This window comes from Enterococcus sp. (assembly GCF_022711995.1).
GTDB lineage: Bacteria > Bacillota > Bacilli > Lactobacillales > Enterococcaceae > Enterococcus_D.
In genome coordinates, this window is record NZ_JALAHI010000013.1 from 41807 (window position 1) to 56649 (window position 14843).

The following is a 14843-nucleotide window of genomic DNA, read 5'->3' on the forward strand; positions in this document are numbered from 1 at the left end:
GTTTGGATGAAGCAGAAAAGGGAGACTTGTCATAGACTGAAAGCAAGTTCTGTATTCGAAAAATGAATTTCATTTCCGGAGTTTGCTGAGTAATGATCAGTCGGCAGTCCTGCTGTCGTTAGAAGAAGTGAGTGCGTGGAGAATATCCACGAATGAGGATGGTAACACGAGACGTCGTTCCTTTTTTGGGAGCAACGTCTTTTTTTTGTCCTGACTCACCGGCTATTCACAAAGAATAAGGAGGAAAACCATGTCTTTACAAGAAAAACTAGAGTCATTGAAAGAAGTGACGCTTTCAAAAATTAAAGCAAGCGACACCGTCAATGAATTGAATCAGATTCGTGTGGAAGTCCTTGGAAAAAAAGGCCCCATCACGGAAGTCCTGCGGGGAATGAAAGATTTATCCGCGGAAGAACGCCCAAAAGTCGGCAGCTATGCCAATGAGATCCGGGATGTGATCACGCAAGCGATCGACGAAGCCAAACTATCATTAGAAGCGATCGCTCTCGAGAAGGCATTGGCTGAAGAATCGATTGATGTCACCTTACCGGGCAAACGGATGCCACAAGGGACCCGCCATGTTTTGACGCAAATCATGGAAGAAATCGAAGATATTTTTGTGGGGATGGGCTATCAAGTCGTTGAAGGATTTGAAGTGGAAAAAGATCACTACAATTTTGAACGAATGAATTTGCCGAAAGATCATCCAGCACGAGACATGCAAGATACATTTTATATTTCAGATGAAGTCTTGATTCGGACCCATACTTCACCAGTACAAGCGCGTACCATGGAAAAACATGATTTCAGCAAAGGACCACTGCGCATGATTTCTCCAGGGAAAGTCTTCCGCAGAGACACTGACGACGCGACCCATAGCCATCAGTTCCATCAAATTGAAGGTCTGGTAATCGATAAGAATGTAACGATGGGGGACTTAAAAGGAACCCTAGAAGTGATGATGCAAAAAATGTTTGGTGCGGAGCGCAGCATTCGTATGCGTCCGAGTTACTTCCCCTTTACTGAGCCATCTGTCGAAGTAGATGTCAGCTGTTTCAAATGTGGTGGAGCTGGCTGTAATGTCTGCAAGCACACCGGTTGGATCGAGATATTAGGGGCAGGAATGGTTCATCCAAATGTGCTGGAAATGTCTGGAATCGATCCAAAAGAGTATTCCGGTTTTGCGTTTGGCTTAGGGCCTGACCGAGTTGCGATGTTGCGCTATGGCGTCAACGACATTCGGAATTTTTATCAAAATGATGTACGTTTCATCAGTCAGTTCAAGGGGGAATAAGTATGTTAGTATCTTACAAATGGTTAAATGATTATCTTGACCTTTCTGAGATCTCACCAAACGAGCTGGCAGATAAAATGTCAGTCACAGGGATCGAAGTCGAAGGAATCGAAGTGCCAGCAGCGGGATTGAAAAAAATCGTTGTGGGAGAAGTCAAAGAATGTGTGCCACATCCAGATTCAGATCACTTATCAATCTGCCAAGTAGATATCGGTGAATCGGAATTATCACAAATCGTTTGTGGTGCGCCCAATATCAAAAGCGGCATCAAAGTGATCGTGGCACTCCCAGGTTCACGAATCGCAGGAAATGTCAAAATCAAAAAAGGCAAAATGCGGGGACAGCAATCCAATGGGATGATTTGTTCGCTGCAGGAATTAGGCTATTCCGATAGTGTGGTTCCGAAAGAATATGCAGAAGGCATTTATTACTTGCCTGCCGATGCAAACGTAGGTCAGGAAGTCTTTCCTTATCTCGATATGGATGATGCCATCATCGAATTATCCATCACTCCAAACCGGGCCGATGCCTTAAGTATGCGGGGGGTCGCTTACGAGGTAGGAGCCATTTATCGACAAACACCAAAATTTGAGACCGCTCAACTAAATGAAAGTGCAGTGAAAGCTGCAGACAAAATCAAAGTCCGCGTGGAAGACCAAAAGGATGCGCCAGCCTATCAAATTCGGATCATTGAAAACGTAACGATTGCACCAAGTCCGCAATGGTTGCAAAACCGTTTGATGAATGAAGGCATTCGCCCAATCAACAATGTCGTGGATGTCACCAACTATATTTTACTGCAGTTTGGTCAGCCTCTTCATGCCTTTGATTACCAAAAACTAGGTAGTCAGGAAATCGTCGTTCGCCGTGGCAAACCGCAAGAAACATTGGTTACATTGGATGGCGAAACACGAACGTTAGATGAAGAGAATATTGTGATCACCAACGGCAAAGAAGCTGTTGCTCTGGCTGGCGTCATGGGTGGCTTAGATTCTGAGATCACACAAGAAACCACCAGTGTGGCTTTGGAAGCGGCTTTGTTTGATCCACTAGCCATTCGTTTGACGTCTAAAAAATTCAACTTGCGCAGTGAATCCTCTGCCCGTTTTGAAAAAGGCATCAACCAAGCTACGATTGCTGAAGCTTGTGATGCTGCAGCAGCTATGATCGCTGAATTGGCAGGTGGTACGGTTCTTCAAGGTGCGGTCAAAGGCGCTGAAGTGACCCCTAAGGATGTTCAAGTCACGATCACATTGGATCGGATCAATCGTTATTTAGGGACACAAATCACAACGGCTGAAGCCAATGAAATTTTTGCCGCATTAGGGTTTGGCTACCAAGAAAATGAGGGATCCTATCAAGTTGTTGTGCCGCCTCGTCGTTGGGATATTCAGATCGAAGCTGACATCATTGAAGAAGTTGCCCGTATCTATGGGTATGATCGCTTGCCATCGACACTGCCAAGTGGTGAGACAGTTGCAGGTAGCTTAACTAAAGAACAACGCTTGACCCGCAAAGTGCGGACTTTGCTAGAAGGTAATGGGGTTAGTGAAGCCATCAGTTATGCATTGACCACCGAAGAAAAAGCCCGTCAATTTTGTTGGCAAGAAAGCCAGGTTACTCGCTTGGATTGGCCAATGACAGAAGACCGAGGCGTTTTAAGAATGAATCTACTTTCTGGGCTGTTAGATGATATTGCCTACAATTTAGCTCGTAAAAATACCAATGTTGCGTTGTACGAAGTGGGACGTGTCTTTTTCAAAACAAGTGATGATCCACGGGAACTACCAACAGAAAACAATCATCTAGGACTAGCCATCACTGGCGCCATCACCGAAAAAGATTGGCAAGAAGGCGAACAAAAAGTTGATTTCTATCATATGAAAGGGATCTTGGAAAACTTATTTGCAGGACTTTCTCTAACGGATCAGATCACTTTTGAAAAGACAACCGCAATCAAAGAACTGCATCCAGGCAGAGCCGCTGCCATTCTTTTGCAAGATGAAGTGATCGGCTACCTAGGACAAGTCCATCCAAGTACGGCTAAAGCCTATGATCTAACGGAAACGTATGTTGCTGAATTGGACTTGGATCGTTTGTTGGCAGCAGATAATGCACAGTTGATTTATCAAGCCGTATCGAAATTCCCAGCGGTTAACCGGGATATTGCCTTGTTAGTGGATGAAAAGACAACAAATCAAGACATTCGCCAAACGATTGAAGAAGCAGCCGGTCGTTTCTTGACCGCTATCCATTTATTCGATGTCTACCAAGGAAAGAATATCGGCAGTGACAAGAAATCAATGGCCTATCGATTGACTTTTGCAAATCCGGAAGCAACATTGACAGATGAAGAAATCAATCAAGCAATGGCGAAAATTACTCGTGTGTTAGAAGATACACTGCAGGTAGAAATTCGTTAGTCCCATTGCGGTGACAGGAAACAATGACTTAAAAAAGAATGATCTTGAGGGGTCATTGAGATTGCAGCATTCACAGGGAAGGTCTCTTCCCTTGCGATGCTGCAATCTTTTTATAATGATGAAAGGAAATGGGATCATCGGTTGAACGGTTGCGGTTACAGAGAGCCGCTGTTTTCAGTTTTAGATGAAAGGAAGGATCGATTGATGGAATACATGATGATTTATGATGCTCAAAAGCAGCCGACAGCTGAAGAAATGGTGCGGGATACCCCAGTTCCTAATGGCGGGTATCGTTTTGTGGTCACGGTGTTGTTGTTTAATGAAGCAGGGGATTTGCTGATTCAAAAGCAGCAGCAAGGCAAAAAAAGCTGGCCGGGTTATTGGGATTATACAGCCGGCGGCGCCGTCCAAGCAGGAGAAAGTTGTTACCAAGCGGCCGAAAGAGAGTTGGCAGAAGAGATGGGAATTACACTTTCTTTAGCAAAAATCCCTAGTCGTTTAACCGTAAGATTCGAAGAAGGCTGGAATGAACTCTATTTTGTCCAATGGTCAGGTACCAACCCTGAACTTTGCTTGCAGCTTGAAGAAGTTGCTGCAGCAAAGTGGGTCAATGAAAAAGAGTACCTCTCATTGATCAATGAACAAAAATTTGTTCCTTACTTATATGCATCGATCGTTTTTTCGCTTCAGAGTCATTTGGGGGAGTGCTTTCACATCTAGATTACTCTCAATGGTCGTTTCTTTTTGCCAGAAAGCGATTCTGTAGTGATGAGAAAAATGTTCTCGAATGGTGTCTTCTCACATGCCAATGGCAGTTGAGCAGTTCTTTTTTTTATTTAGGGATCTATAGATAAAAGAGAGTAGTCAAAAACAAACCCACCAAAGATACTGGTGGGTTTGTTAGTTATTCGTATTTAGACAAAATAATTGATTCCCATTGCTTGTTTGACTTCTGCAAGGGTTTGTGCAGCGACTTGTTCAGCTTTTTCACTGCCTTTTTTCAACAGGTTCATGACTTCAGCCGGATCTTTGGCAAACTCTTCTCGGCGTTGACGGATTGGAGCAAATTCTGCTTCCAAAACATCGATCAAATAGCGTTTGATTTTTACATCGCCTAGACCACCTTGACGGTAATGTTCTTTTAATGCGGCAATTTTTTCGACATCTTTGCCAAAAACGTCTAAGTAAGTAAAGACCATATTGCCTTCGACTTGGCCAGGATCTGCCACATGGATATGATTTGGATCAGTATACATGCTCATGACTTTCTTTTGCACGACATCCGCACTGTCTGCCAAATAGATGCCATTGTTCAATGATTTGCTCATTTTCCCATTTCCGTCGATTCCAGGTAAACGGCCCATCCCTTTAGGAGGAAGCACGGCTTTGGGTTCTACCAATACTTCACTATAGATGGAATTAAAGCTATGAACGATTTCTTGTGTTTGTTCTAGCATTGGTTTTTGGTCTTCACCAACAGGAACCAAGTTTGCTTTGAAAGCTGTGATATCTGCGGCTTGTGAAACAGGGTAGATGAAGAACCCAGTTGGGACGCCTTCCCCAAATTTCTTTTGTTCGATCTCCGCTTTAACGGTCGGATTCCGACGAACCCGTGCCACACTGACTAAGTTCAAGTAATACATAGTTAATTCCGCTAATTGAGGAATCTGAGACTGAATAAATAATGTGGAGCGAGTCGGATCTAAGCCAATCGCTAAATAATCAAGTGCCACTTGCAAAATGTTTTCTGACACTTTCTGTGGATTTTTGGCATTATCTGTTAATGCTTGCATATCAGCAACCATGATATAAAGCTGATTATTGGGATCATCTTGCATCTCCACTCGTTTTTTTAAGGAGCCAACATAATGTCCTAAATGAAGTTGCCCTGTGGGCCGATCTCCGGTTAAAATTGTGTTCACGTTTCATCCACCTCTAAATTCAATATATAGTCCATCTTACCTTGTTTTTCCGAAAGAAACAACTTGTTCTCATAGTCTGTGAAATAAAACGATGGACAAAAACCTTACATGAGGTTAAAATAATGAAGGTTTTTCTTTGCAAAATGGTAGCAAAATTAAAACAACCTTTACAAATTGAAAAATAGTGAGCTATAATATGAATCAAATCTTTTCAATTACTCATTTATTTTTAAATATAGATTAGGAGCGTGAATGAATGGCAATGATAGAATTTAAAGACGTGGAAAAGTACTATGGCAAATTCCATGCATTAAAAAACATAAATATCGAATTTGAAAAAGGCGAAGTCGTTGTTGTGATTGGTCCTTCAGGTTCTGGAAAAAGTACGATGCTTCGTACAATCAACGGTTTAGAGACGATTTCATCAGGTCACTTACTGATTAACGGCAAAGACCTATTCAGCAAAGATGTCAAATTGACCGAAATTAGAAAAAACATCGGGATGGTCTTCCAACATTTCAATCTTTACCCCAATAAAACCGTGTTAGAAAACATCACTTTGGCCCCCATTAAAGTATTAAAGCAAAATGAACAAGATGCGATCAATTTAGCAGAAAAATTGCTGAATCGTGTAGGGATGCTTGATAAAAAAGATTCTTATCCTTCCATGTTATCTGGTGGACAACAGCAGCGGGTGGCTATTGCCAGAGGGCTAGCCATGACGCCGGAAATGTTGCTTTTTGATGAACCAACTTCTGCGCTGGATCCAGAGATGATCGGTGATGTTTTGGACGTCATGAAAAAAATCGCCAGTGAAGGGATGTCAATGATCGTGGTGACCCATGAAATGAGTTTTGCTCGTGAAGTAGCAGACCGCATCGTTTTCATGGCAGAAGGGCAAGTGCTAGAAGATCGTCGCGATGTCGATGGCTTCTTTGAAAACCCAAGAGACGAGCGGGCCAAACAATTCTTAAGCAAGGTTACCAATCATTAGGAGGGAAGTAGCTATGCACAAAAAAATTAGTACACTGCTGCTCCTGGTATTCGCGCTTGTGTCCTTGTCTGCTTGTAAAAGCGGGGCGGCAGAACGTGACGTGTTGACTAGCAGCAAAGAAAGCAATCAAATTGTCTGGGGTGTCAAAAACGATACCCGTCTTTTTGGGTTGATGGATATTGCTACCGCTGAAGTTCGGGGATTTGATATCGATATTGCCAGAGCAATTACTGAACACATTTTAGGTCGTGACGGAAATGCTATTTTTGTCGAAGTCACATCAAAAACTCGAATTCCGCTATTAAAAAATGGCAATATCGATGCCATCATCGCTACGATGACCATCACGGAGGAACGGAAGAAACAAGTAGATTTTTCTGATGTGTATTTCGATGCTGGACAATCGTTATTAGTAGCCAAAGACAGCCCGATTCAGGGAATCGAAGATTTAAATGCCAATACGACGGTTTTAGTCGTCAAAGGATCGACTTCTGCCATCAATATCCGCAAGGCAGCGCCGGAAGCAAAAATCTTGGAACTGGAAAACTATGCCGAAGCTTTTACAGCATTACAATCCGGTCAAGGGGATGCCATGACGACAGATAATGCGATCTTATTGGGGATGGCCAGTGAAAACCCCAACTATCATTTAGTTGGCGGCACGTTTACAAATGAACCTTACGGAATAGCTATCGATAAAGGACAAGAACCTTTCTTGAAAGCCGTCAACCAGGCATTGAAAGAAATGCATGAAGACGGTACGTATGATGAAATCTATCAAAAATGGTTCCCTGATGATGCATCTGGGAAAGTTGATTAAAGGAGGAAATTTGCATGCTTGAATTGTTTCAAACTTATGGCCACCAGTTTTTTTCTGGTTTCAAATATACGATTTTCTCCAGTTTACTGGCTTTATTCTTTAGTTTAGTGATTGGGACACTGATGGCAATATTTCAGCTGTCTACCAATCGATGGATCAAAGGAATCGCAAAAGCGTATGTCGAGTTTTTCCGTAATATTCCATTGTTGATCATCGTGATGTTCTTTTATGTCGTGGTACCGATGTATTGGGTGACATTTGACGGATTTCAAGCTGGAACAATTGGTTTGACGATCTACACTTCGGCGTTTATCGCAGAAACGATTCGTTCGGGAATCCAGACAGTTCCTAAAGGGCAGATGGAGGCGTCATTGTCTTCTGGATTTACCTATAGTCAAGCGATGCGCTATATCATTTTGCCCCAAGCCTTTAAAATCGTCGTGCCGCCATTAGGCAATCAGTTTATCAACTTGGTCAAAAACTCCTCGATTTTAGCAATGGTAGCTGGTCTGGACATTATGTATCAAGGCGACTTGATTGCCAGCGAAACCTTTAATACTTTCGACACCTATATTATTGTCGGAATCTTTTATTTGATTATCACATTACCATTATCCTACTTAATGGTTTATCTTGAAAGACGTTGGGCTGTACGCTCATAGAAAGGAGACACTAAATGGAATTTTTCGAAGCTTTTTCTGCCATCAATCTTCGGTTTTTGATCGACGGTCTCCGAGTAACGATCGAAGTCTCCGTCTTATCGATCATCTTTAGTTTTTTGATCGGGGGTCTTGCAGGGGTCTTGCGTTTCACGAATATTCCCTTCTTCTCAAAGATCTTAGGTATAGTGATCGATGTGATTCGTAACTTGCCATTGCTGCTGATTATTTTCTTTACGTATTTTGCATTGCCTCAGATTGGCATTCGTTTCAATATTTTTTGGTCTGCAGTCGTAGCATTGACGATCTTTGAATCCGCCATGCTCTCAGAGATTTTTCGGGCGGGGCTTAATGCCGTACCAAAAGGGCAAATGGAAGCCGGCTTGTCTACCGGTTTGAGTTATGTGGAAGTCTTGCGAAGCATCGTGATGCCGCAAGCCTTCAAAGCCATGCTGCCTGCGATCGTTAGTCAATTGATCTCACTGATCAAAGATACGTCATTGGCAGTGATTATTTCACTCCCAGAACTGACCCACCATGCCCGAATTATTTATGGACAAAATACCAATTATGTATTGCCGATGTTTCTTGCGATGACGGTGCTGTACTTCATCGTCTGCTATGCCTTATCGCTGCTTTCTCGCTTCTTGGAAGCACGTCAGTATAATTACTGATTTCTTAAATAGGGATGAATGATTAAAAAAACAGATCCGTATGATCTTTGTTGTCAATTTGCTATTTTCTCTATGAGCGTAGCGGAGACAACGAAGACGTGCGGATCTTTTTTTGTGCCTGTCGTTTGACTGAATGATTCTGTGAAGCAATACTTGAAAAATCGGTAAAAAAAGTCCAAAATGGAACTTAGACAAATTTCTTTCTTTCATTATAAAGGATGGACAACTATGACAAATAAACAACCCATTGGTTTTATCGATTCTGGTGTCGGCGGACTGACCGTCGTCAAAGAAGCGATCAAGCAATTGCCAAATGAACATATTATTTATCTTGGTGATACTGCCCGCTGTCCCTATGGTCCGCGTCCGGCAGAACAAGTCATTGCATATACCTGGCAGATGACCGAGTTTTTATTGCAGCAAAATATCAAAATGCTGGTGATTGCCTGCAACACGGCAACGGCCGTTGCATTAGAAGAAATCAAAGAAAAATTATCGATTCCGGTAATTGGGGTGATCCTGCCTGGCGCCAGAGCGGCGGTTAAAGCAACCACCAATCAGCAAATTGGCGTCATCGGCACCGCAGGGACCATCAAAAGTAATGCGTATGAAGAAGCAATCAAGCTGAAATCACCTCGTTCGGTTGTAGTCAGCCTGGCTTGCCCTAAATTTGCGCCCATCGTGGAAAGCAATCAGTCTCATTCCTCGGTGGCCAAAAAAATTGTCGCAGAAACATTGCGTCCTCTCAAAAACAAGAAGTTGGATACACTGATCTTAGGCTGCACCCATTATCCTTTGTTGCGGTCTCTGATCCAGAACGAGATGGGAAGTCAGATCCAGCTGATCGATTCCGGTGCAGAAACGGTGGGGGAAGTCAGCATGCTGCTAGATTACTTTACCATCGCCAATACAAGTCAAATGGACCAAGAACCGAAATATCTTTTTTATACCACAGGTTCAACAAAATTATTTGATGAAATTGCGAAGGAATGGTTGAATGTCCCGATTCATTCGCAACATATCACATTAGGAGGAAATTAAATGCGCCATGATGGCAGAAAAGCAGGCAGTATTCGTCCTGTAAAAATCAAAACCAATGTTTTCAAACACCCCGAAGGATCCGTTGTGATCTCATTTGGTGACACCACCGTTATTTGTTCCGCAACCATTGAAGATCGAGTTCCCCCTTTTTTACGTGATACAGGAAAAGGCTGGGTGACAGCGGAATATAGTATGCTGCCGCGAGCAACAAATACCCGTAATCGTCGCGAAAGTGCAAAAGGGAAGTTGTCAGGCCGGACGATGGAGATCCAGCGTTTGATCGCTCGTTCACTACGAGCAGTGGTGGACTTGGAGAAATTAGGGGAACGCAGTATTGTGGTCGATTGTGATGTTATCCAAGCGGACGGCGGCACGCGAACAGCGAGTATCACCGGAGCTTTTGTGGCGTTGCGATTAGCGATTGATCAATTAATGAAGAACCATGAATTAGCAGAAGACCCAATCAAAGAACATTTAGCAGCCATCAGTGTCGGAATTTTACCAGATAACACTTGTGTGACTGATTTAGACTTTGAAGAAGATTCTGCGGCTGCTGTAGATATGAATCTTGTGATGACAGAGTCAGGCCGTTTCATTGAGATTCAAGGAACTGGCGAAGAAGCGACTTTTGATGGTCAGCAATTGAACGAAATGCTGATTTATGGCAAGACAGCCATTGAAGAATTGATCGCCTACCAAAAAGAAGCCTTGCTGATTCAAGAACAGCCTCAGTATGATATTCCTGATAGGACCATCGTGATTGCCACAGGTAATCCTGGCAAAGCCCGAGAGTTCACCGCCGTTTTTGGTGCAGCTGGCTATGATGTTCGTACATTGAAAGATTACCCAACATTACCTGATGTTGAGGAAACAGGAACGACTTTTGAAGAAAATGCCCGGCTGAAAGCAGAAACGATTGCCAAAATTCTAGGACGTCCCGTTTTAGCAGATGATTCTGGCTTAAAAGTGGATGCATTAGGTGGCAGACCTGGTGTTTATTCAGCTCGTTTCGCTGGCGAACAAAAAAGCGATGCCGCCAATAATGCCAAATTGTTGTATGAACTGACGGATATTGCGGATGAACAACGAACGGCACAATTCCATTGTACATTGGTTTTTGCAGCCCCCGACAAAGAAAGTTTAGTCGTCGCTGCCGATTGGCCAGGCAGAATCGGCCGTATTCCTCGAGGAGACAACGGCTTCGGCTACGATCCATTGTTCATACCGGATGGTTCGGAGAAAACAGCTGCTGAAATGAGTGGCGAAGAAAAGAATCAAGTGAGCCATCGTGGCCAAGCCATCGCGAAACTGCGCAATGTATGGCAAGACTGGTTGGAAGGAGAACAAGCATGAAATATTTAGTAGTGAGTGATAATCATGGCGATCGTCAGATCTTAGTGGATCTGCTGGCGGAATTTTCTGGGAAAGTGGATACTTTTATCCATTGTGGAGACTCTGAACTGCAACCCGACGATTCCCTTTGGCAAACTTTTCAAGTAGTAGGGGGAAATTGTGACTACAGTCCCGAATATGACGACGCAAAGACCATTAAAACGCCTCTGGACACGATTTATGTGACCCATGGCCATTTGGCTGATGTTCGCTTTGGCGTGACAACTCTCGGACTTCAAGCCCAACAAGCTGACGCATCAATTGCTGTATTTGGTCATACCCATCAGATTGCCTGTGAAAAGGTGGGGCATCGATTATTCTTGAATCCCGGCAGTATTTCTCAACCCCGAGGACCAATCCAAATCAAGAGCTTTGCGATTATTGAAAGCACGGAAAAACAGTGGATCGTTCAATACTATGACCGTACATTTAATGAAATTACTGATTTGCACTTCGTTTTTGAGCGCTAAGAAAGCGAAATCAAAAAGTAAAAAATTCATTATAAATAAGCAGTTTTAGACTATCTTTTTGATTTTTCTAGTAAAATAGAATAGTAGCTTTGAAATGGAGGCATTCAGATTGATTGGTCAAACAGTAGAAAAAATTTTATTAGAAAATCATGAAAGTTTTTTAGTACCTGCAGAAAATGTTGCAACAGTTCTTTACAATCATCCATTGAATCACGCATTACTGGTTTTATCGAAAGTCGGTTATTCAAAGATTCCGGTTTTAGACAGTGAAGATCACCTAGTAGGATTGATCAGCTTGTCCAATGTGGTGGAAAAAATGATGGATTTGACTGGATTTAGTATGGACAATTTGGAAGGCTTGACGGTCGCTGATGTGATGGAAGTCAATGTCGCTTGTGTGAAGGAAGACAGCGAATTAGAGGATATGTTGCATCTTTTGGTGGATCAAGCATTTTTGCCCATCGTTGATGAAGAAAATATCTTTGTTGGCATCATTACCCGCAAAGAAATTCTAAAGTCAGTCAATCACTTAGCTCACGAATTAGAAAAACGCTACTTACTAATTTCAAAAGAAGTCACACCAACAGATGAATTACAAGTGATCTAATGCAAGAAAACAAACAAAAAAAAGCACTCCCAGATGAAGGGCCTTCCTCTGATTAGACAGAAGGAAACACCAAAATCCTGTGAGTGCTTTTTTGTGCCGTTACTTTACGCCGATGATTGGCGCGTTAGGGATGGTGAAGCCTTTGGTGGTTAAAGCATCAATCGAAGCTGCCAAGAACTCTTCTTTTATCTTCCACTGAGTCCCGTTGGTGACATACATTGTTGTGCGGATCGCAAAGTTATTGTTGCCAAGATCGACAACTCCGAAGATTGCTGGTTTGGTTTGGATTTCTTCCTCATGGGCAGCCGCTACGGTTTGATTGACTTCGTCAATGATGGCGCGAATATCATCCAACCCTTCAGAAGGCAAGATGCGGACATCCACCACGACTTGCATATTGGCCCGTGAGGTGTTGCTGATGGTAGTAATATTCCGATTCGGAATATAGTGGACGGTTCCATCGACTGACTTCAATTGAAGGGTCCGAATCCCTACTGCCGTAACGGTTCCTTCTAAAGACAAACTCGTCAAGCGGATATAGTCACCCACATTGATTTGTTGTTCAGTAATGATAAAGAAACCAGTGATTAGATCGTTCATAAAGCCTTGAGCACCTAAACCAAGTGCTACCCCGGCAATACCTGCACCAGCTAAGAGTGAACCAACGGGGACACCGATCGTTGATAATAAGGCGTACACAAAGAAAAAGCCTAACGTATAATGGACGATATTGCGGATCAGTGTGTGGATCGTGTTGATTCGGCTGGCGTTATAAGTTCCTTTTTTCTCGTAAGAACGATAAATGCGTTCAATGACATAGTTACTGATTTTCAGTAAAATGCCGAATAAAATGAACAAAAAAAGCAGAATCAGAACTTGTTGGATCAAGACACCAACGATCGCTTCCCAATCAATATTTTGCCACCATTTTTGCAAGGCATTCAATTGTTTTGCAGCAGGCTCCGTTAAGCCGGATCCTGTTGAATCGGTTGTCGCATCTGTCAAAAGTCGTAACATAAAATCCCTCCATCTATCAATAGGTCTATTTTAAAGGAGAAAAAACAGAAATGCAAAATTTCCCATTTAGGTCTTTTCCAGTCAGAAGGAGGGGTAGACCCAAAGGGAGGCACACGAAAAGCTCGTCTCTTGGCTGATAAAACCAAGAGGCGAGCAGTGTAGCGAGGGGATTAAGATAAATGAACCCCTTTATCAACAAAAATAACTTCTCCGATAATTCCGCTAGACAACGGACTGATCAAAAAGGCACACGTATTGCCGACTTCTTCAATCGTTACTCCGATATGATCAGGGGTACGGTCTTCAGATAATTGGATCAGTTTTTGGTAATCTTTGACACCGGTCACCGCCAGAGTTTTGATTGCGCCAGCTGAGATTGCATTGACACGAATTTTTTGTGGGGACAATTCCGCAGCTAAATAACGAACGCTTGATTCAAGGGCAGCTTTGGCGATCCCCATCATGTTATAATTTGGCACAGCGCGTTCTGAACCTAAATAGGTTAACGTAACGATCCCGGCATTTTCAGCCAAAATCGGTTTGGCATACTTGGTAACAGCGATCAATGAATAGCTGCTGATATCTTGGGCCAGTGCATAGCCATCTCTCGATATATTTAGAATATCTCCAGAAAGATCATCTTTGTTGGCATAAGCAACTGCATGGACGACACCATGGATCTCGCCGGCATAGTCTTTGATTGTTTCGAAAGCTTTTGCGATGCTTTCATCATTTGCTACATCACATTCAACGGTATATTCATTTTCCTCTAACAATCGTTCAAGAGGTTTTTTCATGCGTTCATTTTGATACGTATAAATAACTTCCGCGCCTTGTTCTTTTAGCGCTTGCGCACAGCCCCAAGCAATACTGCGTTTGTTGGCTACGCCCATTACGACTACTTTTTTTCCAGTTAAGAAACCCATAATTCCACTCCTTAATAATTTACATAATAATCAATAATGACGATCGATAGTAGGTTCCACTATCATGATTCCTAATTATTATTCATAATTGTTTGATTGTCAAACTATTTTTTTCTTAATAAATAATTAGTTGCCAAAAAATCAGAACTATGATACTTTGATAATCAAACTATAATATTTTTTTAAGCAAGGAAGGGAACCCCATGAAAAAACTATTGACAGAAACGGAAGTCATGGACTTGATTCCAAATCGCTACCCAATCATTTACATTGACTATGTCGATGAAATTGAGTCAGGTAAGAAAATTATCGCCACGAAGAATGTCACGATCAATGAAGATTTTTTTCAAGGGCATTTTCCGGGAAATCCCGTGATGCCCGGGGCACTGATCTTAGAAACATTGGCACAAGCAGGATCGATTTTGATTTTGAAATCGGATGAATTTCAAGGAAGAACCGCTTATATCGGCGGGATCAACAAAGCCAAATTCCGTCAAAAAGTTGTCCCCGGTGATACCTTGAAACTTGTTTTTGAGATTGTCAAAATCAAAGGAACTGTTGGAATTTCCAACGCTGTGGCCACTGTAGAAGGCAATAAAGCAGG

At 42.6% G+C, this 14843-nt stretch carries 15 protein-coding genes; 12 read left to right on the forward strand and 3 right to left on the reverse strand.

Going from position 1 to position 14843, the window contains the following annotated elements; genetic code table 11:
* Positions 1–250 precede the first annotated feature (250 nt).
* From pheS to Q0A12_RS01145, 3 genes are all read left to right on the forward strand, one after another.
* The gene (gene pheS, locus Q0A12_RS01135) at positions 251–1294 is read left to right on the forward strand and encodes a phenylalanine--tRNA ligase subunit alpha (RefSeq protein ID WP_291290885.1); all 1044 of its coding nucleotides are present in this window, start codon (positions 251–253) and stop codon (positions 1292–1294) included.
* A 2-nt stretch (positions 1295–1296) separates the two neighbouring features.
* The gene (gene pheT, locus Q0A12_RS01140) at positions 1297–3717 is read left to right on the forward strand and encodes a phenylalanine--tRNA ligase subunit beta (RefSeq protein ID WP_291290886.1); all 2421 of its coding nucleotides are present in this window, start codon (positions 1297–1299) and stop codon (positions 3715–3717) included.
* A gap of 204 nt (positions 3718–3921) precedes the next feature.
* Positions 3922–4437 (forward strand): NUDIX domain-containing protein, encoded by a 516-nt coding sequence (locus Q0A12_RS01145; RefSeq protein WP_291290887.1) that lies wholly within the window; start codon positions 3922–3924, stop codon positions 4435–4437.
* 194 nt (positions 4438–4631) lie between these two features.
* Here Q0A12_RS01145 and trpS read toward each other — a convergent pair whose 3' ends face one another.
* The gene (gene trpS / locus Q0A12_RS01150; RefSeq protein WP_291290888.1) at positions 4632–5639 is read right to left on the reverse strand and encodes a tryptophan--tRNA ligase; all 1008 of its coding nucleotides are present in this window, start codon (positions 5637–5639) and stop codon (positions 4632–4634) included.
* A 256-nt stretch (positions 5640–5895) separates the two neighbouring features.
* Between trpS and Q0A12_RS01155 the strand changes: the two genes are divergently transcribed.
* The 8 genes from Q0A12_RS01155 (at position 5896) to cbpB (ending at position 12296) form a co-directional block, all read left to right on the forward strand.
* A complete protein-coding gene (locus Q0A12_RS01155) occupies positions 5896–6633 on the forward strand; it encodes an amino acid ABC transporter ATP-binding protein (RefSeq protein WP_291290889.1) in 738 nt (245 codons plus the stop codon).
* A gap of 13 nt (positions 6634–6646) precedes the next feature.
* Positions 6647–7453, forward strand: a complete 807-nt coding sequence (locus Q0A12_RS01160) for a transporter substrate-binding domain-containing protein (RefSeq protein WP_291290890.1) — start codon at positions 6647–6649, stop codon at positions 7451–7453.
* A 14-nt stretch (positions 7454–7467) separates the two neighbouring features.
* The gene (locus Q0A12_RS01165; protein WP_291290891.1) at positions 7468–8115 is read left to right on the forward strand and encodes an amino acid ABC transporter permease; all 648 of its coding nucleotides are present in this window, start codon (positions 7468–7470) and stop codon (positions 8113–8115) included.
* 14 nt (positions 8116–8129) lie between these two features.
* The gene (locus Q0A12_RS01170) at positions 8130–8786 is read left to right on the forward strand and encodes an amino acid ABC transporter permease (RefSeq protein ID WP_291290892.1); all 657 of its coding nucleotides are present in this window, start codon (positions 8130–8132) and stop codon (positions 8784–8786) included.
* A 228-nt stretch (positions 8787–9014) separates the two neighbouring features.
* On the forward strand, positions 9015–9827 hold the full coding sequence (gene racE, locus Q0A12_RS01175) for a glutamate racemase (RefSeq protein WP_291290893.1): 813 nt from the start codon (positions 9015–9017) through the stop codon (positions 9825–9827).
* Entirely contained in the window at positions 9828–11180 is a 1353-nt protein-coding gene (rph, locus tag Q0A12_RS01180; protein WP_291290894.1) for a ribonuclease PH, read from the forward strand.
* Positions 11177–11689 (forward strand): metallophosphoesterase, encoded by a 513-nt coding sequence (locus tag Q0A12_RS01185; RefSeq protein WP_291290895.1) that lies wholly within the window; start codon positions 11177–11179, stop codon positions 11687–11689. Before rph ends, Q0A12_RS01185 begins: the two co-directional genes overlap by 4 nt.
* 109 nt (positions 11690–11798) lie before the next feature.
* Complete coding sequence (cbpB, locus tag Q0A12_RS01190) at positions 11799–12296, forward strand: cyclic-di-AMP-binding protein CbpB (RefSeq protein ID WP_291290896.1); 498 nt, start codon at positions 11799–11801, stop codon at positions 12294–12296.
* 99 nt (positions 12297–12395) lie between these two features.
* On the opposite strand, the gene Q0A12_RS01195 is transcribed toward cbpB, so the two are convergent.
* Together Q0A12_RS01195 and fabI are read right to left on the reverse strand one after the other, a co-directional pair.
* Positions 12396–13313, reverse strand: a complete 918-nt coding sequence (locus tag Q0A12_RS01195; protein WP_291290897.1) for a mechanosensitive ion channel family protein — start codon at positions 13311–13313, stop codon at positions 12396–12398.
* Positions 13314–13483: 170 nt separating this feature from the next.
* Positions 13484–14239, reverse strand: coding sequence for an enoyl-ACP reductase FabI (gene fabI / locus Q0A12_RS01200; RefSeq protein WP_291290898.1), 756 nt, complete (start codon positions 14237–14239; stop codon positions 13484–13486).
* A 203-nt stretch (positions 14240–14442) separates the two neighbouring features.
* Here fabI and fabZ point away from each other — a divergent pair.
* Positions 14443–14843, forward strand: a 401-nt coding sequence (gene fabZ / locus Q0A12_RS01205; RefSeq protein ID WP_291290899.1) for a 3-hydroxyacyl-ACP dehydratase FabZ, incomplete at its 3' end; no start/stop codon positions are given.

Excerpts from the sequence above, each read along its gene's own strand:
- pheS (WP_291290885.1), top strand. The coding sequence starts at position 251 with ATGTCTTTACAAGAAAAACTAGAGTCATTGAAAGAAGTGACGCTTTCA.
- pheT (WP_291290886.1), top strand. The coding sequence starts at position 1,297 with ATGTTAGTATCTTACAAATGGTTAAATGATTATCTTGACCTTTCTGAG.
- Q0A12_RS01145 (WP_291290887.1), top strand. The coding sequence starts at position 3,922 with ATGGAATACATGATGATTTATGATGCTCAAAAGCAGCCGACAGCTGAA.
- Q0A12_RS01155 (WP_291290889.1), top strand. The coding sequence starts at position 5,896 with ATGGCAATGATAGAATTTAAAGACGTGGAAAAGTACTATGGCAAATTC.
- Q0A12_RS01160 (WP_291290890.1), top strand. The coding sequence starts at position 6,647 with ATGCACAAAAAAATTAGTACACTGCTGCTCCTGGTATTCGCGCTTGTG.
- Q0A12_RS01165 (WP_291290891.1), top strand. The coding sequence starts at position 7,468 with ATGCTTGAATTGTTTCAAACTTATGGCCACCAGTTTTTTTCTGGTTTC.
- Q0A12_RS01170 (WP_291290892.1), top strand. The coding sequence starts at position 8,130 with ATGGAATTTTTCGAAGCTTTTTCTGCCATCAATCTTCGGTTTTTGATC.
- racE (WP_291290893.1), top strand. The coding sequence starts at position 9,015 with ATGACAAATAAACAACCCATTGGTTTTATCGATTCTGGTGTCGGCGGA.
- rph (WP_291290894.1), top strand. The coding sequence starts at position 9,828 with ATGCGCCATGATGGCAGAAAAGCAGGCAGTATTCGTCCTGTAAAAATC.
- Q0A12_RS01185 (WP_291290895.1), top strand. The coding sequence starts at position 11,177 with ATGAAATATTTAGTAGTGAGTGATAATCATGGCGATCGTCAGATCTTA.
- Q0A12_RS01195 (WP_291290897.1), bottom strand. The coding sequence starts at position 13,313 with ATGTTACGACTTTTGACAGATGCGACAACCGATTCAACAGGATCCGGC.
- fabI (WP_291290898.1), bottom strand. The coding sequence starts at position 14,239 with ATGGGTTTCTTAACTGGAAAAAAAGTAGTCGTAATGGGCGTAGCCAAC.